Origin of the sequence: Dactylosporangium sp. NPDC051485 (genome assembly GCF_040682015.1) — a bacterium.
In the GTDB taxonomy this organism is placed as follows: domain Bacteria; phylum Actinomycetota; class Actinomycetes; order Mycobacteriales; family Micromonosporaceae; genus Dactylosporangium.
On record NZ_JBFAZW010000018.1, the window covers coordinates 58,969 to 83,860 of the forward strand.

21 protein-coding genes, 1 tRNA gene and 1 pseudogene are annotated in these 24,892 nt (G+C 70.5%); 13 read left to right on the top strand and 10 right to left on the bottom strand.

Annotated elements, in window-relative coordinates:
* Positions 1-37: 37 nt before the first annotated feature.
* Both AB0M46_RS13045 and AB0M46_RS13050 read right to left on the bottom strand, forming a co-directional pair.
* Positions 38-2,125 (bottom strand): efflux RND transporter permease subunit, encoded by a 2,088-nt coding sequence (locus AB0M46_RS13045; RefSeq protein WP_363335457.1) that lies wholly within the window; start codon positions 2,123-2,125, stop codon positions 38-40.
* A gap of 467 nt (positions 2,126-2,592) precedes the next feature.
* The gene (locus tag AB0M46_RS13050; RefSeq protein ID WP_363335459.1) at positions 2,593-3,951 is read right to left on the bottom strand and encodes a hypothetical protein; all 1,359 of its coding nucleotides are present in this window, start codon (positions 3,949-3,951) and stop codon (positions 2,593-2,595) included.
* A 152-nt stretch (positions 3,952-4,103) separates the two neighbouring features.
* Here AB0M46_RS13050 and AB0M46_RS13055 point away from each other — a divergent pair, with 152 nt between their 5' ends.
* Positions 4,104-5,204, top strand: coding sequence for a PASTA domain-containing protein (locus AB0M46_RS13055; RefSeq protein ID WP_363335461.1), 1,101 nt, complete (start codon positions 4,104-4,106; stop codon positions 5,202-5,204).
* Between the two features lie 138 nt (positions 5,205-5,342).
* On the opposite strand, the gene AB0M46_RS13060 is transcribed toward AB0M46_RS13055, so the two are convergent.
* Positions 5,343-5,633 (bottom strand): hypothetical protein, encoded by a 291-nt coding sequence (locus AB0M46_RS13060; protein ID WP_363335463.1) that lies wholly within the window; start codon positions 5,631-5,633, stop codon positions 5,343-5,345.
* Between the two features lie 323 nt (positions 5,634-5,956).
* Between AB0M46_RS13060 and AB0M46_RS13065 the strand changes: the two genes are divergently transcribed.
* The 4 genes from AB0M46_RS13065 to AB0M46_RS13080 all read left to right on the top strand — a co-directional run bounded on the left by AB0M46_RS13065 (position 5,957) and on the right by AB0M46_RS13080 (position 8,523).
* Entirely contained in the window at positions 5,957-6,805 is an 849-nt protein-coding gene (locus AB0M46_RS13065) for a helix-turn-helix transcriptional regulator (protein WP_363335464.1), read from the top strand.
* Positions 6,805-7,032: a DUF397 domain-containing protein gene (locus AB0M46_RS13070; protein ID WP_363335466.1), complete on the top strand. Its 228-nt coding sequence runs from the start codon at positions 6,805-6,807 to the stop codon at positions 7,030-7,032. Before AB0M46_RS13065 ends, AB0M46_RS13070 begins: the two co-directional genes overlap by 1 nt.
* A gap of 187 nt (positions 7,033-7,219) precedes the next feature.
* Positions 7,220-7,729: a hypothetical protein gene (locus AB0M46_RS13075; protein ID WP_363335468.1), complete on the top strand. Its 510-nt coding sequence runs from the start codon at positions 7,220-7,222 to the stop codon at positions 7,727-7,729.
* A 488-nt stretch (positions 7,730-8,217) separates the two neighbouring features.
* On the top strand, positions 8,218-8,523 hold the full coding sequence (locus AB0M46_RS13080) for a hypothetical protein (protein ID WP_363335469.1): 306 nt from the start codon (positions 8,218-8,220) through the stop codon (positions 8,521-8,523).
* Between the two features lie 144 nt (positions 8,524-8,667).
* On the opposite strand, the gene AB0M46_RS13085 is transcribed toward AB0M46_RS13080, so the two are convergent.
* The 3 genes from AB0M46_RS13085 to AB0M46_RS13095 form a co-directional block, all read right to left on the bottom strand.
* Positions 8,668-9,474: a WecB/TagA/CpsF family glycosyltransferase gene (locus AB0M46_RS13085; RefSeq protein WP_363335471.1), complete on the bottom strand. Its 807-nt coding sequence runs from the start codon at positions 9,472-9,474 to the stop codon at positions 8,668-8,670.
* A gap of 4 nt (positions 9,475-9,478) precedes the next feature.
* Positions 9,479-10,552: an NAD-dependent epimerase/dehydratase family protein gene (locus AB0M46_RS13090; RefSeq protein WP_363335473.1), complete on the bottom strand. Its 1,074-nt coding sequence runs from the start codon at positions 10,550-10,552 to the stop codon at positions 9,479-9,481.
* A 459-nt stretch (positions 10,553-11,011) separates the two neighbouring features.
* Positions 11,012-11,094 (bottom strand) — tRNA-Leu (locus AB0M46_RS13095).
* Between the two features lie 158 nt (positions 11,095-11,252).
* Here AB0M46_RS13095 and AB0M46_RS13100 point away from each other — a divergent pair.
* From AB0M46_RS13100 to pknB, 7 genes and pseudogenes are all read left to right on the top strand, one after another.
* Complete coding sequence (locus AB0M46_RS13100) at positions 11,253-12,032, top strand: DUF3662 and FHA domain-containing protein (RefSeq protein ID WP_363335475.1); 780 nt, start codon at positions 11,253-11,255, stop codon at positions 12,030-12,032.
* Positions 12,033-12,072: 40 nt separating this feature from the next.
* Complete coding sequence (locus AB0M46_RS13105) at positions 12,073-12,552, top strand: FHA domain-containing protein (RefSeq protein ID WP_363335477.1); 480 nt, start codon at positions 12,073-12,075, stop codon at positions 12,550-12,552.
* Entirely contained in the window at positions 12,549-13,961 is a 1,413-nt protein-coding gene (locus AB0M46_RS13110) for a protein phosphatase 2C domain-containing protein (RefSeq protein ID WP_363335479.1), read from the top strand. The genes AB0M46_RS13105 and AB0M46_RS13110 overlap by 4 nt, the downstream gene beginning before the upstream one ends.
* Positions 13,962-14,023: 62 nt before the next feature.
* Entirely contained in the window at positions 14,024-15,514 is a 1,491-nt protein-coding gene (locus AB0M46_RS13115; RefSeq protein ID WP_363335573.1) for an FtsW/RodA/SpoVE family cell cycle protein, read from the top strand.
* On the top strand, positions 15,511-17,028 hold the full coding sequence (locus tag AB0M46_RS13120) for a penicillin-binding transpeptidase domain-containing protein (protein ID WP_363335481.1): 1,518 nt from the start codon (positions 15,511-15,513) through the stop codon (positions 17,026-17,028). The genes AB0M46_RS13115 and AB0M46_RS13120 overlap by 4 nt, the downstream gene beginning before the upstream one ends.
* 13 nt (positions 17,029-17,041) lie before the next feature.
* Positions 17,042-18,202: pseudogene (locus AB0M46_RS13125) on the top strand (serine/threonine-protein kinase); the annotation flags it as partial.
* A gap of 582 nt (positions 18,203-18,784) precedes the next feature.
* Positions 18,785-20,524 (top strand): Stk1 family PASTA domain-containing Ser/Thr kinase, encoded by a 1,740-nt coding sequence (pknB, locus tag AB0M46_RS13130; protein WP_363335575.1) that lies wholly within the window; start codon positions 18,785-18,787, stop codon positions 20,522-20,524.
* 1,134 nt (positions 20,525-21,658) lie between these two features.
* Here pknB and AB0M46_RS13135 read toward each other — a convergent pair.
* Genes AB0M46_RS13135 through AB0M46_RS13150 form a run of 4 tightly spaced genes read right to left on the bottom strand, consistent with a single transcriptional unit; the run spans position 21,659 to position 24,389 of the window.
* Positions 21,659-22,303, bottom strand: a complete 645-nt coding sequence (locus AB0M46_RS13135) for an aminodeoxychorismate/anthranilate synthase component II (protein ID WP_363335483.1) — start codon at positions 22,301-22,303, stop codon at positions 21,659-21,661.
* Positions 22,304-22,312: 9 nt separating this feature from the next.
* Complete coding sequence (locus tag AB0M46_RS13140; RefSeq protein WP_363335485.1) at positions 22,313-22,585, bottom strand: hypothetical protein; 273 nt, start codon at positions 22,583-22,585, stop codon at positions 22,313-22,315.
* A gap of 5 nt (positions 22,586-22,590) precedes the next feature.
* Entirely contained in the window at positions 22,591-23,562 is a 972-nt protein-coding gene (locus tag AB0M46_RS13145) for a class E sortase (protein ID WP_363335487.1), read from the bottom strand.
* Between the two features lie 17 nt (positions 23,563-23,579).
* Positions 23,580-24,389, bottom strand: a complete 810-nt coding sequence (locus AB0M46_RS13150; RefSeq protein WP_363335489.1) for a DUF881 domain-containing protein — start codon at positions 24,387-24,389, stop codon at positions 23,580-23,582.
* Between the two features lie 130 nt (positions 24,390-24,519).
* Here AB0M46_RS13150 and AB0M46_RS13155 point away from each other — a divergent pair, with 130 nt between their 5' ends.
* A complete protein-coding gene (locus AB0M46_RS13155; RefSeq protein WP_363335491.1) occupies positions 24,520-24,807 on the top strand; it encodes a cell division protein CrgA in 288 nt (95 codons plus the stop codon).
* The last annotated feature ends 85 nt before the right edge of the window (positions 24,808-24,892 follow it).

Sequence of the window (24,892 nt, forward strand, 5' to 3'; positions counted from 1 at the left end):
GCGTCGGAACCACGACCAATGTCAATATCCGACTCGGTTAGGCGCGGGCGGCGTCCGGCTCCTGGCGGGTGCGGCGGCGCAGGAACGCCGGGGCCCACCAGTTCCAGGCGTCCAGCATGGCCATGAAGGCGGGCAGGAGCAGCCCGCGAACGACGGTGACGTCGATGAGGATGGCGACCGTCATGCCGACGCCGATCTCCTTGACGGCGACCAGGCCACCCAGGGCGAAGCCCAGGAACACGACGCCGATGCAGACGGCGGCGGCGGTGACCACCGGGCCCGAGCGGGTGATGCCGCGCAGCACGGCCCGGCCCGTGTCGGGGCGCAGGTCGTACTCCTCCTTGATCCGGGCCAGGAGGAACACCTCGTAGTCCATGGACAGGCCGAAGATGAAGACGAACAGCAGCACCGGCGTGGTGAGGTCCAGGCCGCCCCACGAGTCGAAGAAGAGCGGCACCTGGCCCCAGCCCCACTGGAACAGCACCACGAGCACACCCAGGGTGGCCGCCAGGGTCAGCAGGTTCATCAGTACGGCCTTGAGCGGGATGACCACCGAGCCGGTCAACGCGAAGAGCAACACGACGGTGACCAGCAGCACGATCAGCGCGGCGGCGGGCAGGCGGGCGGCGAGCGAGGCGCGGTAGTCGACCACCTCGGCCACCGGGCCGGTCACCCACTTCGCCACCGGGGTGGGCATGGCCCGGATGCGGCGCACCAGGTCGTAGCCCTGCGTGCCGCCGACGCCACCCTTCGGGGTCACGTCCAGGATCGTCCAGCCGGCGGGCACCTTGTCGCGCACGTCCTGGCGCAGCAGGTCGTCCGGCAGTTCGTTGGCGATGCGGTTCATCAGGTCGCGGACCTCGGCCCGCTCCGGACCGGCCTGGACGAGCACGACGACCGGCTCGGCCTCGTGGTTGAGGAACTTCGAGGCCATGATGTCGTACTGCTGGCGGGCCTCGTTGGAGTGCGGCAGCGCCCGGGCGTCGGAGTTGGCCAGGTTGGCCCCCAGCAGGGGCGCGGCCAGGATCAGCAGGCCGAGCGTGGCCAGCGCGGCCACCCGGGCCGGGTCGCGTTGCGCGCGGGTGGCGAGCACGGCGAGTACACCTGGGCCGGTCTTGAACTTGAACGGCAGCCGGAAACCCTCGCCGGGCGGTCGGATGCGCCCCTTGAACACGGCGATGAGCGTCGGCACGAGGGTGAGGGCGGCGAGCGTGGCCAGCGCGACGACCGCGGCCCCGCCCAGCGCGACCGCGGCCAGCAGCGGCTCGGCGAACGCGGTCAGGCCGGCCATGGTCAGCGTCACCGCGAGTCCGGAGATCGCCACCGCCCGTCCGGCCCGGTGCACGGCCACGACCAGGGCCTCGGACGGCTCGTGACGCAGCAACTCCTCCCGGTAGCGGGCGACGATGAGCAGCGAGTAGTCGACGGCGAGGCCGATGCCGAGGAGCGTGACCACGTTCAGCGAGTACTCGCTCACCTTCGCCGCGTAGCTGATGCCGAGCAGGAGCAGGAGCGAGCCGGTCACCCCGGCGATCGCGACGGCCAGCGGCAGCGTGGCCGCGAGCACCCCGCCGAAGATCAGGAACAGCGCGACCAGCAGCGCCGCGAAGGCGACACTCTCGCCGATCGCGAGGTCGTGCACGGACTGGTCGGCGAAGGCGCGCTCGGCGAGCTTGGTGCCGCCGACCCGGACCGTGGGCGCCTTGATCTGCTCGAGGCGGGCCTTGACCTGGTCCTCGAGCGCCTCGCGCGGGGCGTCGGCGAGCCCCGGATCGAGCTCCACCTGCACGCTGACGCTGCGGTTGTCCGCGCCGATCTGGCCGCCGACGCCGGTGTAGAGGTCGTTGACCTCCTTCACGCCGGGCATGGCGCGCACATCACGGGCGGCGTCGCCGACGGTGGCGACGAGCGCCGGATCGTACGGGTCGAGGCCCTCCACCACGGCGATCACCAGCGCGCCGCGCGGGGCGAGCGCGTCGATGCGGTGCTGGCCGACGGCCGACTCGCTGTCGGGCCGGTTCGTGTCGGTGGTGGCCAGCCGGTCGAACAGGCCGCCGCCGAAGACCGCGCCGGCGATCGTCACCGCCAGCCAGGCGCCGAGGACGGGCCAGCGACCGCGGTCCATGAGTGCACCGAGTTTCGCGAACACGGCAGTATGCAAGCACGGCTCACATCCGGCGGGCATCCTCCGTACCGCCACACGGCCGCCCGGGGGGCCGCGAAGCCTCGCCACACGGCGCCCGATGCCGCGTCGAGTAAACAAGCGTCCTGGCCGAGCGGGCCGAGCTGATCCAGCCAAGCGGGCCGACCGAGCAGAGCAGTCGGCCTATTGGACACGCACCTTCTTGCCCGGCTGAGTCGGCCGAGCGGGCCGGCCCGAGCCGAGCGGGCCGAGCTGAGTCGGCCGAGCGGGCCGGGTCGAGCTGAGCGGGCCGAGCTGAGTCGGCCGAGCGGGCCGGGTCGAGCTGAGCGGGCCCAGCTGAGTCGCCCGAGCGGACCAGGCCGAGCTGAGCCGAGCTGAGCGGGCGGCGCTGGCCGAGCCGAGCGGGCCGGGTGGCCCCCGCTCAGCGGCCCCGGATTGAAACGGCCGAGCTACTCGGCGGGCTTGCCCCGCCCCCGCTTGGCCCGCCCGGACGGCTTGGCCGGCGCCTCCTCGGTGACCGGCTCGGCGGAAGGCCACAGCGGGGCGACGCTCGCCGTGCCCGTCGCCGTAGGCGGGTTCAGCCTCGGCGCCGGCTCCTCCTCCACCGTGTCCTCGGCGTACGCCCGGTTGGCGACGGGGCTGGAGGAGTACGTGTGCCCGTAGGCCCGCGACGGAGCGTACGCGTCCGCCTCCATATCCACGGCGCCCGAGTCGAGTTCGACCGCGCCGACCACGACCGGCTCCCGCGACTTGGGCACGCCGGTTGGGATGGGCAGCGGCTCGGGCTCCTCCTCGTGATCGCCGCGGCGCGACTCGGCGGCGTCGGCCTCGGCCAGGGCGGCGGCCCAGTCCGAGTACTCGGAGGCGGAGCGGGTGTCGCGGTCATCGGCAGCGGCGCGGCGGGCGGCCCGGTTCTGGGCGTGGTAGCCACGCGGCCCGATGGCGGACACGATCACGGAGCCGGCCAGGCCGGCCAGCACCGCGTACGGCGCGATGACGAACGCCGACATGTGCTGATCGTGCTCGCCGAGCGCGGGCACGGCCAGGAGGTAGGCGATGGCCACCAGCAGCGGCCCGGTGAGGCCGGAGATTGCCACGCCGACGCGGTTGTCCCCGCGCCGCCCGGCCGGCCACGCCGCCAGGGCGCCGATGACCAGCGCGATGAGCAGCATGAGCAGTGCGCTGGGCAGGTTGACCATGCCGCGCACCCAGGTCGCGTCGGTGAACTGCCAGGTGCCGAGCTGGGCGGAGGTGGCGGTGCTGCCGTCGGCCCGCACCACGTCGGCGACGGCGACCACGGCGAGCGTCCACAGCCAGGCCGACGACGCGATGATGTTGGCTGCGATGGCCCGGGCGGCGAGCGCGCCGACGGCGACGAGCAGGCCGAGGATGAGCCCGGCGATCGCGTACCCGCCGGCGGTGAAGTACGGGGCGGCGTTGTCCGGCCGCGGCGTGCGCGCCGGGATGGCGACCAGCGGCACGATGATCAGCGAGCCGACCGCCGCGGCCAGCGCGATCACCACCCGCCAGGCGGCGACGAGGGCCTGCCCGCCGAAGCTGTCCGGGTCGGCCGGGACCGGGGTGCCGGCGCCGGCGAGCCGGTCGGCGCAGATGGCGCCGATGACCGTCGAGGACGCGGCGAGCCAGGTCACCCAGGCGAGGCTGCTGACCCATACGGTCGCGCTGTCGCCGGTCGGCTGCCAGGAGATGATCCCCAGGCCGTAGCCGAGACCGAGCTGCGCGGCACCCGCGCCGGCCGCCACGCCGATCGCCGTAAATATCGAGGTCGCCCAGCTTCGTGCCGCCATGCCGCGCAGCGTACGCCGAGCCGTCCACCCGGGCGAGTCGAAGTCGGGCTCGCGTCAGCGCCCCGGCCCGCGCCGTGTTAAGGCCCTGCCCGGCGGGGAATTGGGTGGCTGGAGAGGGGCGGTCAAGTCGGACAAGGTGGTGAACTGGACGTATGGGGAACAACGCGGACCGGTCGCCCGACGACGAGTCCTCGACGCGGCCGTTCTGGCCGTTCGGCGGCGACGAGGATGCTTCAGACGCCGCCGCAGATGTACCGCACGCAGCCCCCGCATCGCCCCAGCCCGACTCCCCGAGCGACGCGACGCGCGCCCACGGCCCCGAAGAGACCACCCACCCGCAACGCCCCGCCGACACGACCGAGGTGCACCGCCCCGCCGACACGACCGAGGTGCACCGCCCCGGCGACACGACCGAGGTGCACCGCCCCGGCGACACGACCGAGGTGTACCGCCGAGGTGACGAAACGCAGGCGCAGCGCCCCGGCGACACGACCCAGGAGCAGCGGCCCGGCGACACCACCCGAGTGCAGCGCCCCGAGGACGCGACGCGGGTGCAGCGCCCCGGGGACGCGACGCGGGTGCAGCGGCCCGGGGACGCGACTCGGGTGCAGGGTGCCGGGGGCGGCGCGACCTGGGTGGAGGAGCCGGCCGACCGCGGCGAGCGGTGGTCGGCCCGCGCCGGGGTGCCCGCGCCCGGGGACCCCTCCCTGCGCCGCTCCGCCCCGCAGGAGTGGGTGGAGGAGGAAGAGGACCCGTACCAGGGCCGGTCCTGGTTCGCCCCGGTGATCGTCGGCATGGTCGCGCTGGTGTTGGTCGCCGCCCTGGCCGTGGGTCTGTACCTCATCTACCGGGCCACCGCCAACGGCCAGAACGCGCCCGGCGGGGTCGCGCCGCCGGCCGCCACGACCTCGGCCTCGCCGCCGGCGCCGGCCTCGAGCGCGCCGCCGTCCCCGTCGGCCGAGCCGTCCTCGGAGGCCCCGCCGCCGACGAGCGCGGGGCCGCCGGCCGGCCAGGTGGTGATCCCGCAGCTGCGCGGGAACACGCTGGCCGAGGCGACGGTGAAGCTGCAGGTGCTCGGGCTGAACGTGGAGGTCCAGCGCCGGGCCGACGACTCGGTGCAGCCCGGCGAGGTCATCGCCACCCGCCCGGGCGAGGGAACCACGGTCGCCGCGGGTGACACGGTCACGCTGATCGTCGCCGCCCCGGCCTCCGCGCCGCCGTCCCCGACGCCCAGCGCGTCGGCCAGCGGCTGATGCACAAAGCAACCCGCCACTGAGCACGTTGGCCAGCGGCTGATGCACAAAAGCAAGGCAACGGCAGCCGGCAGTTGACGTACAAAGCAAGCGGCCACCGCGCCTGGCGGTGGCCGATCGAGGATGGGGGAGGGGCGGTCAGCCGACGGCGACCGGGATGCCGGCGCCGGCCGGTACGGTGGTGCGGGCCGGGGTGGCGGTGCGCTGGCCGCGGGAGACGAAGCCCGGCTGCAGGCCCTGGAGCTGGACGAAGATCGAGCGGCGCTCCACCGCGTCGCCCGCCCCGTTGAGCTGGTAGCCGTCCAGCCAGGCCCAGCCGTCGTACGTCTGCCAGTCGTGGACTCTGATCACCCGGAACAGCATGGGCTGCGTGAACTGCACACTCGCGGCTTTGGTTACGCGCAGCACGTCACCGGTCCTCGGTAGCACGGTGGAACTCCCGTCGTCCGTCGGCTTGTGGGAAGCCGGTCACGGTGTCCGTCGCGGGCGGGCCCGTAACCGCCGATCGATTTCGATCGTTTGTCGCTGCGTCGATCCGGGGTGGATTGATCGGCCAAGTGAACAGTCCGTGGCCCCAACAACACGCACAGGTTGCCCGAGAATCTTGATCATTGCAACTTGCAAGACGAAGTTTCCACCTGAGGTATGAGTCAACGATTGTCACGCCGCGTCGCCGTGCGCGGCTTTACCATGTTGCGCTGATCCATACGTAAGTTATCGACGTAGGTCCCGCGGCACGGAGGTGTGACAACGTGGCAAGTCGACGAGGCAGCCCGACCCTCCGGCGTAGGCAGCTGGGCATGGAGCTGCGCCGGCTGCGTGAGGCCGCGCGCGTGACCATCGACCAGGTCGCCGAGCGGCTGGAGTGTTCGGGCTCGAAGATCTCCCGGATCGAGACCGGTCAGACCGGTGTTACCCCGCGCGATGTGCGCGACATGTTGGACATCTACGGCGTAGATCCCGAATATGCCGACCAACTGCTGAAAATCGCGCGCGAGGCGCGGCAGAAGGGCTGGTGGCAGCTGTACGGCGACGTCCTCACGAGCGCCTACGTGGGGCTCGAGGCCGCCGCCGACCACATCCGCTCCTACGAGGCGCTTGTCGTCCCCGGCCTGCTGCAGACCGAGGAGTACGCCCAGGCGATGATCCACGCCGCCCGCCCCGACATCGGCGCCACAGATGTCGAGAAAAGGGTGCGTGTCCGAATGGGCCGACAGTCGTTACTCACTCAGGATGACCCGATCGATCTCTGGCTGGTACTGGACGAGGCTGTCCTTCACCGCCCGGTCGGTGGAAGGGCAGTCATGCGGCGCCAGCTCGAGCACCTGAGCCTGGCGGCCACGTGGCCGAACGTGACCTTGCAGGTTCTGCCCTTCTCCGCCGGTGCGCACGCCGGTATGGACGGGGCATTCACGATGTTGCTGTACGACGAGTCTGCCGGGCAGAACTTCGTGTTCGCCTCGAACGCGGCTGGCGGTCTCTTTCTCGAGAAGGACGACGAGCTTCAGCGCTACGGATTCATCTTTGACTACTTGCGCGCCAACGCACTCCGTCCGGACGAGTCAGTGTCGATGTTCGGGAAGCTGACAAAGGAGCTGTAGTGGAGATCGAAGCCAGGAGCTTCAGCGTGAACCTCGACGGTGCCGCGTGGCGCAAGAGCACCCGCAGCGGTCCGTACTCGGACAACTGCGTCGAGGTGGCGTTCGTTGGTGGAGCAGTGGCGCTCCGCGACTCGAAGGACAAGGCCGGGGCGGTACTGCTGTTCGCCCCGGAGCAGTGGCTGGCCTTCGTTGACGGAACCAAGGACGGGGAATTCGACCTGGCGTGACTCACGCCCCGGCGCTATTCGGCCGGCCCGCTCCCACGGCGTAACGCCTGCGGGGGCGGGCCGGTCGCTTTTGCAGGCGTTTTGCCGTGTTCGCGTGGCCGTAGCCCCGGCAGCGTCGTTGTAGGTATGAGTGCCGCGAATCGCACCGATTGTGGCGCTTCCCCCGAGTGAGATAAGGCTTCCTACCGTGAACATTGGCCCCGAAAACTTCGGCAACGGATCGTCGAAGACCGACGACCGTTTCTCCGGGCAACTGGGTAGCTACCGTCCGGGCGGGCGCCGGGACGGCATCGGCGACGGGCCGCTCGACGACCTGTCGCCCCGCAACGGCTCGTCGTTGGACCGGGCGTCGATGCCGCTGGACATGACGCCGCCCAAGCTGCCCGAGTCCTCGCTCGTCGCGGACCTCGGCCCGCTGACCGGGGCCTCGCTGAGCGGCGGCGGCTCGCTCGGCACCGGGTCGCTGGGCGCCGGCTCGCTGGGTGGCAGCGCGCTCACGGAGCCGATGTTCGGCCGCGACTCGTGGCTGGACACCCCGAGCGGATCGATGGCCGACCACCCGCTGCTGCGCGGCCTGCTCATGGAGCTGCCGCCGAAGGGCACGATGCCGCAGCAGGACTGGCTGGACCGCTGGTTCGAGGCGGCCCGCAGCATCCTCGAGCTGATCTACTCGCAGGAGTCCCGGCCGCTCAAGTGACCCCTGCGCGCGCACCCGCCTGTCTATCGACAGGTCGATCCGCACCCTGTAGAAACAGGGAGGACTCGACCTGGGGAGGTCGGACGGGCTCCGGGTGCGTCGATCGCGCGGCCGGAGCCCGTCGATAACAGCCGCCTTCGCCACGCGGTCCGCCCTGCCGAGCCCAAGCATCGCCCGACCGGTGCGCGCTCTCCCGCGGCCCTGCCGCCCATGTGTGCGCCTGGCCGCGCCCGCCACTTCCACCCCGACCGAGACTGCGACCCGACGGCCCCGAGCCGCGGGTGACGCCCGGGAAGAAGGCGGTCATCTCCCCTCAAGGCGGCCTATGAGCGGCCGATGCGGGGGGTGCCCAAGATCAGGGAAATCGGCCGAATGCCCGATTGGCCGCGCCACGTTCGGACGGGCGGCATGTCGCAAAGTTGATGGTCGATCTTGAAATGTCCGCTTAGCTTGGGTCGGAGTTTGCCGGTGGTAACGGGGAGGCAAGGGTGAGTGACGTGACGGACTTGATCTTCGCTTTCGTGAGCGGGGGCGGCCTCCTGGCCCTGAGTATCGGCGCTTTCGGCGTCCTGGACGCCTATAACAAGCGCGGGCTCGGCGAGCGGCGGGTCGACTGGTTGATCGGTCTGTACGCGCTCGGCGTCGTCGCGAACATCGTCGCCTACGTGATGGTCGACCGCTGGTACATCGCCGCTCCGCTGGCCCTCATGCTGTGGCCGGCCGAGCGCGCCCTCGACAAGCGCGGCACCTTCAAGCGCCGCACCGCCAAGGTCAACGCGGTCACGGGTCGCTGACTCCGGTCATTTCCCCTACACCCGGCCGGGTGTGATGTTTCTGGCAATCCCGATTCTTCCCGCGAAAGGTCCGAGCACACTGAATTCGGACCTTTCGCCCATCGGGTTGCAAATCTGACAAGTCGTGGCACCAGCGCCCGAACGTCAGACGGCGAAGGTCCGCAGGGGCTCCGTGGCCGGGGCGGGCGGGGCGGCGCGCCACAGGCGGGTCTTCTGGGCGCCCAGGCGGGCCAGGTAGTTCGGGTTGAGCAGGATGTAGCGCCGCCACAGGCGCTTGGGCTCCAGGCCCAGGCGCCACAGCCACTCCAGGGCGTAGCGCTGCATCCAGGCGGGCGGGTTCTTCAGGCCGCCGGCGTGATAGTCGAAGGCCGCGCCCACGGCCAGCATCGGGGTGTTGACCAGGTGCTTCATCGCGTAGACGAAGACCTCCTGGCGGGGGCAGCCGAGGCCGACCATGACCACCCGGGCGCCGGAGTCGCTGATCCGGGCCGCGATCTGTTCCGGCTCGCCGGGCTCGGCCTGGCGGAACTTGGACGGCTCCATGCCGGCGATCTTCAGGGCGGGGAAGCGCTCGTGCAGCTTGTGGGCGAGGCGGTCCAGGGTTTCCTGGGTGGAGCCGTAGAAGTACACCGGGAGGCCCTCGGCGGCGCTGGCCTCGAGCACCTTGAGGGTCAGGTCCGGGCCGTAGACGCGGTCGGCCAGCTGGGCGTGGTGGAGCAGGTTCAGCGCCCACCGCACGGGCTGGCCGTCCGGGGTGACCAGGTCGAACGAGTTGAGCCGGGCGCCGTGGGCCTTGTCCTGGACGCCGGTCATGACGCCGTGGACGGCCAGCGCGGTGACCGCGAGGGACTGGCCTTCGCGGGCGGCCCGCAGGATCTTGTCGACGGCGCTGTCGTAGTCGACGGCGCTGACCTCGACGCCGAGGACGCTGTGCTTGCCCTGGTCGATCATCGGCTCAGGCTTCCGGGGTCCACTTGCCGACGTTGGCCTCGTAGATCTCCTGGCAGATCATCGGCACGTCGTAGACCTGCTTCCAGTCGGGGTAGTCGAGCTGGAACCGCTCGTTGGAGCCGATCCACCAGATGTGGTCTCCGACGCGGTTGGCCTCGTGGTACTCGGTGACCATCTCGTTGCCGGTGATGCTCTGCGCGAGGGCGAAGGCCTCCAGCATCGAGGTGTTGGAGTGGCGGCCGCCGCCGAGGTTGTAGACCGCGGCGGAGCGGGGGTTGCGGAAGAAGGCCTCGAAGGCGCTGGTCACGTCGTGGCTGTGGATCGCGTCGCGGACCTGCTTGCCCTTGTAGCCGAACATCCGGTACGTGCGCCGCTCCATGTTGCAGCGCATCACGTACGCCAGGAAGCCGTGCAGCTCAGTGGCGGAGTGCGCGGGGCCGGTGAGGGTGCCGCCGCGGAAGCAGGCGGTCTTCATGTCGAAGTAGCGGCCGTACTCCTGCACCATCACGTCCGCGGCGACCTTGGAGGCGCCGAAGACGCTGTGCAGGCAGGCGTCGATCGACATGTCCTCCTTGATGCCGCCCTCGTACGGGTGGCCGGGCTCGATCTCCCAGCGGGTTTCGAGCTCCTGGTACGGCAGGCTGTTGGGCCGGTCGCCGTAGACCTTGTTGGTCGAGCAGTGGATGAACGGGGCGTCGATGCAGTGCTCGCGCACGTTCTGCAGCAGGTTGAGCGTGCCGCCGGCGTTGACGTCGAAGTCGGTGAAGGGGTCGCGGACCGCCCAGTCGTGCGAGGGCTGCGCCGCGGTGTGGATGACGACGGCGATGTCCTTGCCGTAGCGCTTGAAGATCGCGGCGACGGCGTCGCGGTCGCGGATGTCGACGTCGTGGTGGGTGTAGGAGTCCCCGAGGTCACTCGTCAGGCGCACGACGTTCCACGCGGTGGAGGCCTCGTTGCCGAAGAACCGCTTGCGCATGTCGTTGTCGATGCCGACGACGTCGAGGCCGAGGGAGGCGAAGTGGCGCACCGCCTCGGATCCGATGAGGCCGGCCGAGCCGGTGACGAGTGCGACGCTCACGTTGGCAGTCTCCCTGGAAACGACGGGAACTCGAACGTCCGGAGCATACCGTGACCCCACCGCCGCCCCGCCCCACGGCAAACCCGCCAGCAACCCCCCAGCCACCGACCGCCCCACCCAGCCCGAACCAAGACCAGCGCCCCCAAGCCAACCCACCCCGAGTTAAAAACACGACGAGCCCAACTACACCCAGTAACCAAGAAACCGCAACCCCCGAGGAACAGCAACCCCGGAGGAACAGCAACCACGGAAAGACGACCGTGAGCGACCCGCGAACACCAACCACGGAGGAACAGCAACCACGGAGGAACGACCGTGAGCGACCCGCGGACAGCAACCCCGGAAAAGGGGGGCGTGGGTGGGCGAAGCCCCCCACTTTCAGCGAGCGAAGCGAGCGGGAGGAATCCGCCGCAGACATGGCGAGGGGCCTCCGCCACGAAGCAGGAGACCCCTCTGCGGTGGGGAAGGGGGGAGTTGAACCCCCACGCCCTTTCGGGCACACGGACCTGAACCGTGCGCGTCTGCCATTCCGCCACTTCCCCGCAGGTCACGAAGTTCCGTGACCGTGCGCCCAAGAGCATACATGGTTCCTACTCGGCGAAATCACCGGGTAGGCACTAGGCTTCCCTGGGCGCCACGGAAGAGTAGCACGGGCCAACCGGTCAGCTTGCATACGGGCGTGCGACGTCCGGATACCATCATGACCTCGGAACCCGAGGAGGAACCGGTGAGTGTGCTGCAGCGCTTCGAGAAGCGCCTAGAGGGCCTGGTTGAGGGGGCCTTCGCCAAGGTCTTCAAGGGGGTCGTCCACCCCGTGGAGATCCTCAACGCCATGCAACGGGAGGCGGAAGCCCACAAGGCGATTCTGGCCGGCGGGCGCACGCTCGTGCCGAATCGCTACGTGATCGACCTGTCGCCGTACGACCACAGCCGGCTGGCGCCGTACGCCGCCGCGCTCGCCCAGGAGCTCGCGCAGTCGCAGGCGGAGTTCATCGGCGAGCAGGGCTGGACCGTGTACGGCGACGTCATCGTCGAGATCGAGCGCGGCGACGGACTCGACACCGGCATGTTCCGGGTCACCGCGGAGGTCTACACCGGCGGCGACGCACCGCCCCCGCCGGCCCCGGACCCGTACGGCGGCTACAACCAGGCCGGCGGCGGCTACGGCCCCCCGCCCGGCGGCCCCGGCGGCCCGGCCCGCAACGTTCGACTGGTGTCCGGCGACGGGCGAAGCTACCCTCTGTCGATTGGCTCGACCGTGATCGGCCGGGGCGACCAGGCCAACATGCGGCTCCCCGACGTCGGCATCTCGCGGCGCCACGCGCGACTCGACTTCGACGGGGCCCAGGTCGTGCTGACCGATCTCGGCTCCACCAACGGCACCATGGTCAACGGACAGCGCGTCTCTGCCGTCGCGTTGAACCCGGGTGACATGATCCAGCTCGGCACGACCACGCTGACCTACCGCGTGGATGGATGACCGTACTTCACGTAGGCGGATCTGAATGAGCGCGTCGTAGATGGAATTTGTCATCACGGTTGCCCGGTACGGGCTGCTCGTGCTGCTGTGGATCTTCGTGTTCACGGTGGTGGGAGTGATCCGCCGGGATCTGTTCGCGGGCTCGCGTTCGAGCCGGATCGTCGCCGCACCCCGGGGGGTTGGTGCGGTGGCGGCCCCCGGCCGTCCGGCGAAGGTCAAGCGCGGCAAGACAGCCAACCAGCTCTTCGTCACCGCCGGTTCGCTGGCGGGCACTCGCATCACCCTCGGCGAGGCGCCCATCACGATCGGCCGGGCCGAGGACTCCACGCTGGTGATCACTGACGACTACGCCTCGTCCAAGCACGCTCGCCTCGTACCGCGCGCGGGCCAGTGGTACCTCGAGGATCTCGGTTCGACCAACGGGACCTACCTCGACAAGACCAAGGTCAGCGCGCCTACCCCCGTCCCCCTCGGCGTGCCGATCCGCATCGGCCGCACTTCTCTCGAGTTACGGCCATGACCCTCACCTTGCGCTATGCGGCTCGCAGCGACCGCGGTCTGATCCGGAGCGGAAACCAGGATTCCGTTTACGCCGGCCCGCGGCTGCTTGCCGTCGCCGACGGCATGGGCGGCATGGCCGCCGGTGACGTCGCCAGCAACATTGTCATCGCCACCATGGCGCCGCTCGACGAAGACGTGCCCGGCAACGCCATGATCGACACCCTCCGGGGCGCCGTCGACCTGGCGAACCAGCAGATCCGGGACGCCGTCGAGGAGAACCCGGCCATGGAGGGCATGGGCACGACCCTGACCGCCATGCTGTTCTCCGGCTCCAAGATGGGCATGATCCACATCGGCGACTCCCGCGCCTACCTGGTGCGCGACGGGGAGTTCGCCCAGGTGACCAAGGACGACACGTACGTCCAGATGCTCGTCGACGAGGGCCGGATCAGCATCGAGGAGGCGAACAGCCACCCGCAGCGCTCCCTGCTGACCCGGGCGCTGGACGGCCGCGACGCCGACCCCGAGTACTCGGTGCGCCAGGTGAAGCCGGGCGACCGGTACCTGCTGTGCAGCGACGGGCTCTCCGGCGTCGTCAGCGCCGAGACCATCGAGTCCACGCTGCGCGAGTACGTCGACCCCAACCAGTGCGCGAGCCGGCTCATCGAGCTGGCGCTGCGCGGCGGCGGGCCGGACAACATCACCGTGATCGTTGCCGACGTGACCGACGAGGACATCGTCGAGGAGCGGCCGATCGTGGGCGGTGCCGCGGCCCAGGACCGGGGCATGGCGACCTCGGCCGACCAGTCGATGTCCTCGGCCCGGGGCGCCGCGCTGGCCGCACCGCGCCCGCCGGTGCCCGACGACGACCCCGGCAGCCGCGGCGGGCCCCCCGAGCCGGCCCGCGACAACCGGGAAGAGCAGGAGCCGCGCTCCCGGCGCCACCCCGTGCGCACCACCATCCTCCTCGTGGTGCTGCTGGGGCTGCTCGGCGGCGGGCTCTGGTACGGCTGGTCCGTCACGCAGTCGAAGTACTACGTCGGCGCCACCGACAGCGGCCGGGTCGCGATCTTCAAGGGCGTGCCCGGCAATATCGCCTGGCTGAAGCTATCGTCGGTGTACCAGGAGAGCGACACGCTCACCCTCGACGACCTCAACCAGGTCGCGCAGGGCAACGTCCGGCAGGGCATTCAGGTCGACACGCTGCGGCAGGCCCAGAACAAGATGGCCGAGCTGGAGGATCCGACCAACCCCTCGCGCAAGCAGGCCTGCCCGTCGGCGCAACCCACGGAGTCGCCCTCGGCGTCTGCTTCCGTGGTGATGCCGCCGGCGTCGACCGTCAGCAACCCGGCCGGCTCCACCGTGCCGAGCGCCGCCGAGACGTCCCTGGCCTCCACGCCGCCCCCGACTCCCGCGGCCAACTGCTGATGTGGCCCAGGCCGACCTGACGTGCTGAGGAACAAAGGAAGCCAGTCGTGACCGCCACCGCCATCCCGGCTCCGTCGCCAACGGGCGGCGGAGCGGGCGTTCCCGCGCCCGCCAAGCCGCGCACCCGGCGCAACGTCGAACTGTTGCTGCTGCTGTTCGTCATCGGCATCCTCGCCGTCTTCGCCGCCGTGGTGGAGGGCAACGCCGTCGGCAAGGTCACCTCCGACTTCTGGGTGCAGATCGCGTTGGTCGGGGCCGTCTTCGTGGTGGCACACATCGGGATCCGGATCTTCGCGCCGTACGCCGACCCGGTGATCCTGCCGGCGGTGGCGCTGATCAACGGGCTCGGCGTGGCGTTCCTGCGCCGGCTCGACCTGGCCTACGCGAAGGTGGCGCATCGGGCCGATCCCGGCATCTTCGGCGGCGACAGCTTCCGCCAGCTGGGCTGGACCGCCGCCGCCGTGGTCGGGGCCATCGCCCTGCTGATCATCGTGCGCGATCACCGTTCCCTTTCGCGGTACGCGTACACGCTCGGCCTCGCCGGCATCGTGCTCGTGCTGATCCCGGCGGTGCTGCCCTCGCAGTACTCCGCGATCAACGGCGCCAAGCTGTGGATCAAGCTGCCCGGGTTCACCATCCAGCCCGGCGAGTTCGCCAAGATCTGCCTGCTCGTCTTCTTCGCCTACTACCTGGTGCGCAAGCGCGAGGTGCTGTCGCTGGCCAGCAAGCGGTTCCTCGGCATCGACTTCCCGCGCGGCCGCGACCTCGGGCCGGTCGTCGGCGTCTGGCTGATGTCGCTGATGGTGCTCGTGTTCGAGAAGGACCTCGGCACCTCGCTGATGTACTTCGGCCTCTTCGTCGTGACGCTCTACATCGCCACCGAGCGGGTCAGCTGGCTGATCATCGGCCTGGTGCTGTTCCTCGGCGGTGCGTTCCTGGCGTACTTCCTGGGCAAGACGATCGGCGGGCCGTTCCTCAACTTCTCCGAGCGCGCCACCACCTGGCTGGACCCCTTCGGGGACGCCAACAACAAGGGCTACCAGCTGGTGCAGTCGCTGCTGGGCCTGGGCACCGGCGGCCTCACCGGCACCGGGCCCGGCGCCGGCCAGCCGACCAAGGTGCCCGAGGTGCGCACCGACTTCATCTTCTCCGGCATGGGCGAGGAGATCGGCCTGTTCGGCCTGACCGCCCTGCTCGTCGTGTACGTGCTGATCGTCGAGCGGGGCCTGCGCTCCGCGATCAACGTGCGGGACTCCTTCGGCAAGCTGTTCGCCGGCGGCCTCTCGTTCACCATCGGGTTGCAGGTGTTCGTCATCGTGGGTGGGATCAGCCAGCTCATCCCGCTGACCGGCCAGACCACGCCGTTCCTGTCGGCGGGTGGCTCGTCGCTGGTGGCCAACTGGCTGCTGATCGGTCTGCTGCTGCGGATCTCCGACGCGGGCCGCCGACCGGCCGACGGGACACCGTCGATCGGGCTCGGTGGCATCTCCGTCGGCGGTGGCGGCGGCGCGCCGGTCCAGCTCAAAGAGATGCCCACGGAGGTTGTGCGATGAACGCCCCGCTGCGCCGGGTCGGGGTCGTGGTCCTGGTCCTGTTCGCCCTGCTGTTCCTGAACCTGAACTACCGCCAGGTGGTCAAGGCCGACGACTACCGGACCGACTCGCACAACGCGCGCGTGCAGACGACGGAGTACGAGCACCCGCGCGGCAAGATCGCCGACGCCAAGGGGACGGTGCTCGCCGACGCGCAGGCGACCGGGGACTCGCTGAAGTACCTGCGGACGTACCCGCTCAAGGACGAGTACGCGCACCTGCTGGGCTACAAGCCGGTCAACCTGGCCTCGACGAACCTCGAGAAGCTCAACAACGACTTCCTCACCGGCACCTCGGACAAGCAGGCGGTCGACCGGCTGACCGGCATGTTCACCGGCAAGGAGCCCGCCGGCGGCAACGTGCTGCTGACCATCTCCAAGGCCGCGCAGGACACCGCCTACCAGGCGCTGGGCACCAACAAGCTCAAGGTCAAGAGCGGCGCGATCGTGGCGATGGACCCGAGCACCGGCGGCCTGCTGGCCGAGGTGTCGCTGCCGAGCTACGACCCCAACCTGCTGAGCACCCACGACACCGGCGCCGCGCTGGCCAACTACAAGGCGCTCAACACCGACCCGGGCAAGCCGCTGCTCAACCGCGCGGTGCAGGAAGTCTATCCGCCGGGCTCGACGTTCAAGGTCATCGTTTCGGCCGCGGCGATGACCGCCGACTCGTCGCTCACCCCGAGCACCGTCGTCCCGGGCGGCGAGTACTACAAGCCACCCCAGGTGTCGGATTTCCAGATCAAGAACTCGCACACCGGCGTGTGTCCCGACCAGATCACCGTGAAGCAGGCGCTGACCGTGTCCTGCAACACGGTGTTCGCCCGCATGGGCGTCGAGCGGATCGGTGCCGACAAGCTCAAGTCGATGGCCCAGGCCTTCGGCTTCGAGCAGGAACCCCGCCTCGTCGAGGACCAGGACCGCAACTACTGCGGCATCGTGGCCAGCCACACCGGCCCGATGACCAGCTCGGACGGGCGGGTCGACCCGCCGGCCGTGGCTCAGTCGAGCATCGGACAGCGCGAGGTGAAGATGTCTCCGCTGCAAGGCGCCATGATTGCGGCGACGGTCGCCAACGACGGCAAGCAGATGCGCCCGTACGTCGTCGACCGCCTGCAGAACTCGGACCTGTCCATCGCCGACCACACCGAACCCAAGACGCTGCGTACCCCCATCACCGCCGACGTCGCCCACGAACTGCAGGACATGATGTTCAGCGTCGTGTCCTCCGACGACGGCACCGGCAAGAGCGCGCGCATCTCGGGTTTGCAGGTCGGTGGTAAGACCGGTACGGCGCAGGACGGTGAGGACGCAGAGGACCACGGCTGGTTCATCGGTTTCGCCCTGAAGGACGGCAAGCCGATCATCTCGGTCGCGGTCTTCCTCCAGAACGCTGGCAAAGGTGGCAGTGGCGAGGCAGCTCGTATCGCCGGTCTGGTCATGAAGGCATACGCGGACGAAAAGGGCATTCGATAATGAGGTGCGCGACATGTTGAGCGCCGGCACCACCCTCGGCGGTCGCTACCGCCTGGACGAACGCATCGCCGGCGGCGGTATGGGTGACGTGTGGCGCGGCACCGACGAGGTGCTCGGCCGCGTGGTCGCGATCAAGGTGCTGCTGCCCGCGCTGCTGGAGGAGCCCGGCTTCGCCGAGCGCTTCCGGGGCGAGGCGCGCACCATGGCGACCATCAACCACCCTGGCGTCGTCGACATCTACGACTACGGCAGCGAGAACGGGACCGCCTTCCTGATCATGGAGTACGTGGAGGGCGACGCGCTCTCCCGCACCCTGTCCCGGGTCGGCCGGCTCACCCCGGCGCGGGCGATGGCCCTCATCGCCCAGGCCGCCGACGCGCTGCACGCCGCGCACGAGAAGGGCATCGTTCACCGCGACGTCAAGCCCGGCAACCTGCTCGTGCGCCCCAACGGCACCCTGGTGCTCACCGACTTCGGCATCGCCCGCTCCGCCGCCGTCGCCCAGCTCACCGCGGCTGGCTCGGTGCTCGGCACCGCCTCCTACATCTCGCCCGAGCAGGCCTCCGGCGCCCAGGCCACCCCGCTGTCCGACGTGTACGCGCTCGGTGTGGTGGCCTACCAGTGCCTGTCCGGCGTGCGGCCGTTCGAGGGCGAGAACCCGCTCGAGATCGCCATGCGGCACGTCCGCGACCTGCCGCCGCCGCTGCCGGCCGACATTCCGCCGCCCGTCGCCCAGCTGGTCGAGCGGGCCATGGCCAAGGACCCGGCGGCCCGCTGGCCCAGCGCCGCGGCCCTGGCCCAGGCCGCGCGGCGGGTCTCCGCCCAGCTCTCCGGCGGCAACACGGCCACCGGCCCGGCGGTCGCGCCGATGTCCGGGCCGCCCGTCTCCGGCCCGCCGGTCTCCGGCTCCCCGATCTCCCCCGGCTACGGCGGCGCCCCCATGTCCGGCGCCCCGATGTCCGGCCCGCCGACCTCCGGTGGGGGCGGCACCCGGATCATGCCCGGTGCGATGCCCGCGCCCGCCGGTGGTGTCGCCGCGGGCATGGGCGGTCACCAGGCGCGAGGCGCGGCCGGCGTGCCCCCGCCGCCGTCGAACGAGACGGCGACGTTCCTCGGCAACACCGGCGGCTACCAGCCCCCGCCGCCCAACCCGGGCAAGGGCTCGCGCTCTGGCGGCGGACGCAACGGCCTCGTCCTGGTCGGCATTGCCGCAGTGGTACTGCTGGTGCTCGTCGGCGTCGGCGGTATCTACCTGGCGACGAAGAGCGACGACAAGCCCGACAACAGCGTGAGCAACAACACCCCGTCGGCCGCGCCGACGTCCGCCTCGCCGACGCCGTCCAAGGGCACGGGCAAGCCGGTGAAGGTGGATTGCAAGACGATCATCCCGGCCGAGATCTTCACCAGGGAGCTCGAGCGCAAGGGCCTCAAGACGAACATCGTCGAACAGGCGACCCGCGGTGTGCTCCCCAACGGCGTCGTGAAGGTCGATCCGTGCGGCGAGGTGAACCAGGGCACCGAGGTCACCGTCTACGTCAACCGTGGCGCGCTCGACGACAATGGCGACAATAACGACCAGTCGGCGCCCGCATCCACCAGCCCGAAGGCGTCCTCGACCGCTGGGGCGCCGAACACCAACGCCTCGTGCCCGCCGGGGCAGAAGCCAGGCGTCGCCGGCGTCTGCGTGCCGGGCTGAAATGTGTTCTCGTCGCAAGACGTGGCAAGGTAATAGTCGATGACCGAAGGACGACACGACATGACCGCCCAGCCGCGCCTCCTCGGCGGCCGTTACCAGGTTGGGGAGCTGCTCGGCTATGGCGGTATGGCCGAGGTCCATCGGGGTCGTGACCTGCGGCTGGGCCGCGACGTCGCGATCAAGACGCTGCGCACCGACCTCGCTCGCGACGCAACGTTCCAACTGCGGTTCCGCAGGGAGGCGCAGAACGCCGCCTCCCTCAACCACCCCGCGATCGTCGCCGTGTACGACACCGGCGAGGAGCGGGGGCCGGCGGGCGAGGAACTGCCGTACATCGTCATGGAGTTCGTCAACGGCCGCACCCTGAAAGAGGTGCTCGCGGCCGAGGGGCGGCTCATGCCCCGGCGTGCCCTGGAGATCACGGCGGACATCTGCGCCGCCCTGGAGTTCAGCCACCGGCACGGGATCATCCACCGCGACATCAAGCCCGGCAACGTCATGCTCACCCAGACCGGCCAGGTCAAGGTGATGGACTTCGGCATCGCCCGGGCACTGGCCAGCGGCGCGACGACGATGACGCAGACGTCGGCGGTGATCGGCACGGCGCAGTACCTCTCACCGGAGCAGGCCCGCGGCGAGCCGGTCGACGCCCGAAGCGACGTCTACGCCACCGGCTGCGTGATCTTCGAGCTGCTGTGCGGGCACCCGCCGTTCGTCGGCGACAATCCCGTCTCGGTGGCCTACCAGCACGTCCGGGAGGACCCGCGCCCGCCGAGCTCCAGCAATCGCGAAGTCACCCCCGACATCGATTCGGTGGTGCTCAAGGCGCTGGCCAAGAACCCGCTGAACCGCTACCAGAGCGCCGCCGAGATGCGCGCCGACGTGATGCGGGCCGCGGCCGGCCGCCCCGTCTCCGCCCCGCCGGTGATGAGCGAGGACGAGATGGCCGCGGTGATGGCCTCCCAGGCCACCGCCTACCGGCCGCCGCCGGCCTCCCGCCAGCCGGCCCGGGCCAACCAGCGCCAGAAGCGCAAGAGTTCGACCGGCGTGGTCGTCGCGCTGACGGTGCTCGGCCTGCTGGCCATCGCCGCCCTGTCGATCGGCCTGTACCTGGCCAACCAGGATCCGATGGTCCCGGTCCCGAAGCTGACCGGCCGGACCCAGGCCGAGGCCGACGCGGCCCTGCGCCAGTCGGGCCTGTCCGCCGACCCGAAGCAGGACCCCGCCCAGAACTGCCAGGCCGGGACGGTGCTCACCCAGAGCCCGGAGCCCGGCAAGCAGGTCAAGCAGGGCACGCAGGTCGACTACACCTTCTGTGGCACCCCGGTGATGGTGGCGGTGCCGGCGCTGATCCGCATGAGCAAGGACGAGGCCACGCGGCAGCTGCAGCAGATGAACCTGGTCCCGGTCGTGCAGGACCGCGACGGCACGGAGCCCAAGGACGAGGTCGTCGCCTCCGACCCGCCGGCCGCTCAGCAGGTCAGGAGTGGCTCGTCGGTCACCATCTACGTGTCGAAGTTCAACCAGGCCGTCATGCCCAACGTCGTCGACAAGACCCTGGCCCAGGCCCAGTCCATGCTCGAGCAGGCCGGCTTCCCGAACGTCGTCACCCTGCCCACGACGGTCACCGACGACTCGAAGGTCGGCCTGGTGGTCGGCACGAAGCAGGCGATCAACAAGGTCTACCTGAAGACCGAACAGATCGTCCTGCGCATCGGCCAGTCGGGCGGCGACGGCACCCCGCCGACGAACCCGTCAGGCTCGGCAAAGCCCAGCGGCAGCGCCACCCCGTCAAACTGACCCCCTAGAGGCGCTACGGACCGTACCCTGTGGATAACTGGGTCGTTATCCACAGGGTTGTGCACAGCCCTCATGCCAACACGGTGATGTTGCGGTGACGCTGTGCTGCTCACGGTGGATCTCCGGGCGTTCGGATTTGTTGGGTTCATGTAGCGTTAGGTGTAGACCGGCCACCGCACCGACCTCCATGTCGCCTGATCTCCTGACCGGCCGCGGCGAGCGCTGGACGGGTCGCTGGACGGCCCTTGGCGCTTCGTAACGTCCCGAGAGCCGCGCGCGTCACCGAACGCCAGGCATGGCGGGTCCGAGGCTGGTTGGTTCGCCAGTGCCCGGCGGCGGGCTGCTCTCGCCGGAGCGCAGGCCCCGAACCCCGACTGGAGCCGCGACTGGCGAGCGATGCTGGCGGGGGGGCGCACGCGCCGCTTGGCCTAGGCTGCCTGGCCGTTGGGGCTCTTTGGCGGGTCCTGCGCGCCGTTGGGGGGCCCTGGGGTAGCGCCTGACGAGGCCGCGCACGGGTGCGCAGGCCTCTCCGTGGTGGCCTTGAGTGCGACGCCTGACCGCTGACTGCGCGCTCGGGGGCTCTTGAGGGTCGCTGGTGCGTGGGGCGTTCGGCCCGTGAGGTTGAACGTGCCGCGGCGTGGGGATGGACGCGCGGATGGGACGAGGCCTGCCGGGGCCATCGCGACGTGTAGCCCTTCGTCGCCGTGGCCGCCGGGCCGTGGCCGCCGCCGTGCCGCCGGGGCTGCCGTGCCGCGTTCGCCGCCGCGCCGCCTTGGCCGCTTCGGCGCCTCGGTCGTCTTCGCGGTCTTGGTCGCTTCGGCGCCCTTGGCGAGCGCGTGGGCGCCCGGAGCCGGCCTGAGCGAGGCGGTGTCCGGGCCTGAGGTCAGCGCGACGCTTGGCGGCCGTGGTGCTGGCCACGCGACGGTCTGAGCCGAATGCCGCAGCCGAGGGGGGCCTTACAGCCTCAACTGCGCGCGCGAGGCAGTTCGCTGATCGCTGCGAGTGCCGATGCCATGCCGACGGTGAGTTGGCCCGGCAAGGCGACGCGAAGTCGAGATCCTGCGCATTGCGGCGATATACGGTGAAATGTCCGATAAATCCGGACAGGAGCTGCGCAGCTGCAGAAAGTGGGGGCTAAGCGAAGGCGGCGACTCGGCGGGCCTCTACCTCGGCTACCAGGTCGGGGGCGCGGTCCAGGGCGGCGGGCAGGCCGCATACCGCCAGCCAGTTGGCCAGCATCTGGTGGCCGCCCTGGGTCAGGACCGACTCGGGGTGGAACTGGACGCCCTCGATCGGCAGGTCGCGGTGGCGCATGGCCATGACGACGCCGGACTCCGTGCGGCCGGTCACCTCGATCTCCGGGGGGAGGGTCGACTCGACCACGGCCAGAGAGTGGTAGCGCGTGGCGATGAAGGGGTCGGGCAGGCCGGCCAGGACGCCCTTGCCGCTGTGGGCGACCAGGGAGGTCTTGCCGTGCAGGAGCTCGGGGGCGCGGGTCACCGTCGCGCCGAAGGCGGCGCCGAAGGCCTGGTGGCCCAGGCAGACGCCGAAGATGGGGAGCTTGCCCGCGTACTGCTCGATGACCGCCATGCAGATGCCGGCGCGCTGTGGGGTGCCCGGGCCGGGGGAGAGCAGGATGCCGGCGGGGGCGAGGGCGGCGATCTCCCCGACGGTGATCTCGTCGTTGCGACGGACGTCGCACTCCACGCCCAGCTGGCCAAGGTACTGGACCAGGTTGAAGACGAAGGAGTCGTAGTTGTCGATCACCAGGACGCGCAACTCGGTCACCTAACTCGGCAGGACTTGCTTGGGCGGGGTGGTGGGGTGGGCGGAGGCCGCCGGGATGCTCGTCGACGGGCGGGCGGCCGGGCTCTCGACCGTGGTGTCGGCGCCCGGGTCGTTGGTCTCGACCCGGACGTCGTCGAAGGGCAGGAGGGGCTCCACGGCGGGGAAGATCTGGTACCAGAGTAGGGCGCCCACGGCGGCGACCAGCACCGCGGACACCGCCGCCTTCAGGGGCCACTGCTTGAAGGGGATGTGCCGCCAGATCCACGAGTACATGCGGGTCAGCCCTTCAGCTCGGCGGGATCGCCGTCGGCGACGGGCTGGGAGCGGAACAGCTCGGCGTGGACCACCAGGCGCTGGTAGTTGTTGAACTTCGGGTTGCAGGTGGTCATGGTCAGCATGGCCTTCGTGGGGGTCTCGCCCGGTTGGTCCGGCACCGGGGCGACCACTTGGACCGCGGTCGGCAGGACGATCTCGTGGCCGGTGACGTGGTAGACGTACCAGGTGTCGGCGGTCTTGATGACGACCGGGTCGTCGCGCTGGAGCTGGTCCAGGTCCCACCAGATGGCCGGGGTGCGGTGGCCGGCCATGGAGAAGTTGCCGATCTGGCCCGGCAGCGCGGTGTCGGGGTAGTGGCCCGGGGCGTAGCGGATGTCGGCGGGCGTGACGCCCTGGACGATGGCCCACTTCTTGTTCAGCCGCGGAATGTGTACGGAGGCGATGACAGCGCCGTTCGGCGGTTTCACCGGCTGGGTCGGTGCGGCGCTCGGGCCCACCGTCGGCTGCTGGGCCCACTGCTGCTCGAGCTGGTGGTTGAGCTCGTCCTGGTGTGCGTCGACGATGGCCGCCTTGCCCCAGACCTCGTACCCGGCGAAGAGCAGCACGACCAGGCCGAAGGTGATGAGCAGCTCGCCCATCGTGCGGCTGGCCGCGCGGACGACGGTGCCGAAACTCGTTCTCGTGTACTCCGAATACACGCTGCGGTACCCCTCCTCGGTGCGGACCGGGCGCAATGGCACGACAAGGGCGCCACTGTCGCGTGCGGCCGGTGAGTCCTGAGGGGGTGGTGGAAGTTTCGCAGCCGGCGGCTCGTCAGCGCTGAGCTTCGGAATATAAGCCGTCTGGTCGGCCTCGGGGGCGAGTTTCGGGATAACCGTGGTCGCGTCGCCCGGATCGGCGGCGACGAAGCGGGGCATGATCGTGGTGGCGATGTCGTCCTGGTCGAGCGCGCGGTGGCGGGGGTGTTGGTCCATGGCGGCCGTGTTCCCGGTCAGGACCCGGACCGGGCCGAGCGCAGCGCGGTCGAGCCGTCGTAGGCGCCGGCCTGCACGTCCGTGTCCACTTTCACCTGGTAGCCGAGCCCGAAGGTGTCGGCGGCCTCGCTGAACAACCGGACCCCCTCGGAGGCGTTGAGCGCGCGTTGCAGTTTCGCCTGGTCACCGATGGCCGCGATCTCGAAGGGCGGCGAGTACACCCGGCCGTCGAGCAGCAGCGTGTTCCCCACGCAGCGTACCGCGCTGGTGGCGATCACCCGGACGCCCATCAGCGTCATGGCTTCCGCACCGCCGGACCACAGGGCGTTCACCACGGCCTGCACGTCCTGCTGGTGAACGACCAGGTCGTCGGCGGTGGCGCCGGCCGGTCGGGTGCCGTCGGGGCGGCGCGGGGCGTCGTCGAGGACCACCACGAGGCCGGGACCGTGCACGGCGGTCAGGCCGGCGGCGGCCTGCTCGGCGTCGCCGCGCCGGCGCTGCTCGTCCACCTTGTCGTCGGCGCCGGCCTGGCGCTGCCGCTGGGCGTCGATCTCGGCGCGCAGCCGGGTGGCCCGATCCCGCGAGTCGGTGATCTCCTGGCGCCGCTGGCTGATCAAGTTCGTCAATTCCGGGCGGCGGTCGTCGCGAAGATCCGTGCCCTGGGCCGTGGCGGCGGACAGGGAGAACAGCATCCCGGCCACCGCGAGGACCACCGGAGTCAGCGCTGACCAGGCCAAACTCCGCCCCTCGCGGCGGCGGGGGAGCATAGCGCGGCCCAGGCGGCGAAGGGCCCGGGTCCAGGAGGAGCCGCCTGATGTGTACTCCACCACGACCCCTCCCCGCGCTCGCGTGCCGACTTGACTACGCTAGTCGCAGAACATTATTCAGGCCGACGCTGGCGGAGGTGGCGGCGTCACGTGGATAGTGTTGGCCAGACGACCCCTCCAGGAGAGCGCCGTGCCGAAGTCGACAGTACGTAAGAAGAAGGTCTACACCGCCCCGGCGGAGCTGCGCCCCCAGGGGGAGGCGACAGCAGCCCAGCGGCGGCCGAGCCCGGTCTGGGTGCCGGCGCTGGCCGTGGCCCTGGTCGTGATCGGCATCGCCTGGCTCGTGAGTTACTACCTGACGCAGGGCTTCTTCGACGTCGACTGGTTGTCGTCGCTGGCCGATATCAGGTACTGGAACCTGGCCATCGGCTTCGGCTTCCTGGTCGCGTCGCTCGGCGTCTTCTCCAAGTGGCGCTGAGCCGCACGGAGTGACCGGTGGCGGCCCAAGCGGCACCGCCAAGCCGCCAGGTTGCTGAACCCGATGAGTCGCAGTCACCCCCGAG

Coding starts and splice junctions, on each gene's coding strand:
- AB0M46_RS13045 (WP_363335457.1), bottom strand. CDS start 2,125: ATGGACCGCGGTCGCTGGCCCGTCCTCGGCGCCTGGCTGGCGGTGACG.
- AB0M46_RS13050 (WP_363335459.1), bottom strand. CDS start 3,951: ATGGCGGCACGAAGCTGGGCGACCTCGATATTTACGGCGATCGGCGTG.
- AB0M46_RS13055 (WP_363335461.1), top strand. CDS start 4,104: ATGGGGAACAACGCGGACCGGTCGCCCGACGACGAGTCCTCGACGCGG.
- AB0M46_RS13085 (WP_363335471.1), bottom strand. CDS start 9,474: ATGATCGACCAGGGCAAGCACAGCGTCCTCGGCGTCGAGGTCAGCGCC.
- AB0M46_RS13100 (WP_363335475.1), top strand. CDS start 11,253: ATGACCTCGGAACCCGAGGAGGAACCGGTGAGTGTGCTGCAGCGCTTC.
- AB0M46_RS13105 (WP_363335477.1), top strand. CDS start 12,073: ATGGAATTTGTCATCACGGTTGCCCGGTACGGGCTGCTCGTGCTGCTG.
- AB0M46_RS13110 (WP_363335479.1), top strand. CDS start 12,549: ATGACCCTCACCTTGCGCTATGCGGCTCGCAGCGACCGCGGTCTGATC.
- AB0M46_RS13120 (WP_363335481.1), top strand. CDS start 15,511: ATGAACGCCCCGCTGCGCCGGGTCGGGGTCGTGGTCCTGGTCCTGTTC.
- pknB (WP_363335575.1), top strand. CDS start 18,785: ATGACCGCCCAGCCGCGCCTCCTCGGCGGCCGTTACCAGGTTGGGGAG.
- AB0M46_RS13140 (WP_363335485.1), bottom strand. CDS start 22,585: ATGTACTCGTGGATCTGGCGGCACATCCCCTTCAAGCAGTGGCCCCTG.
- AB0M46_RS13145 (WP_363335487.1), bottom strand. CDS start 23,562: ATGGACCAACACCCCCGCCACCGCGCGCTCGACCAGGACGACATCGCC.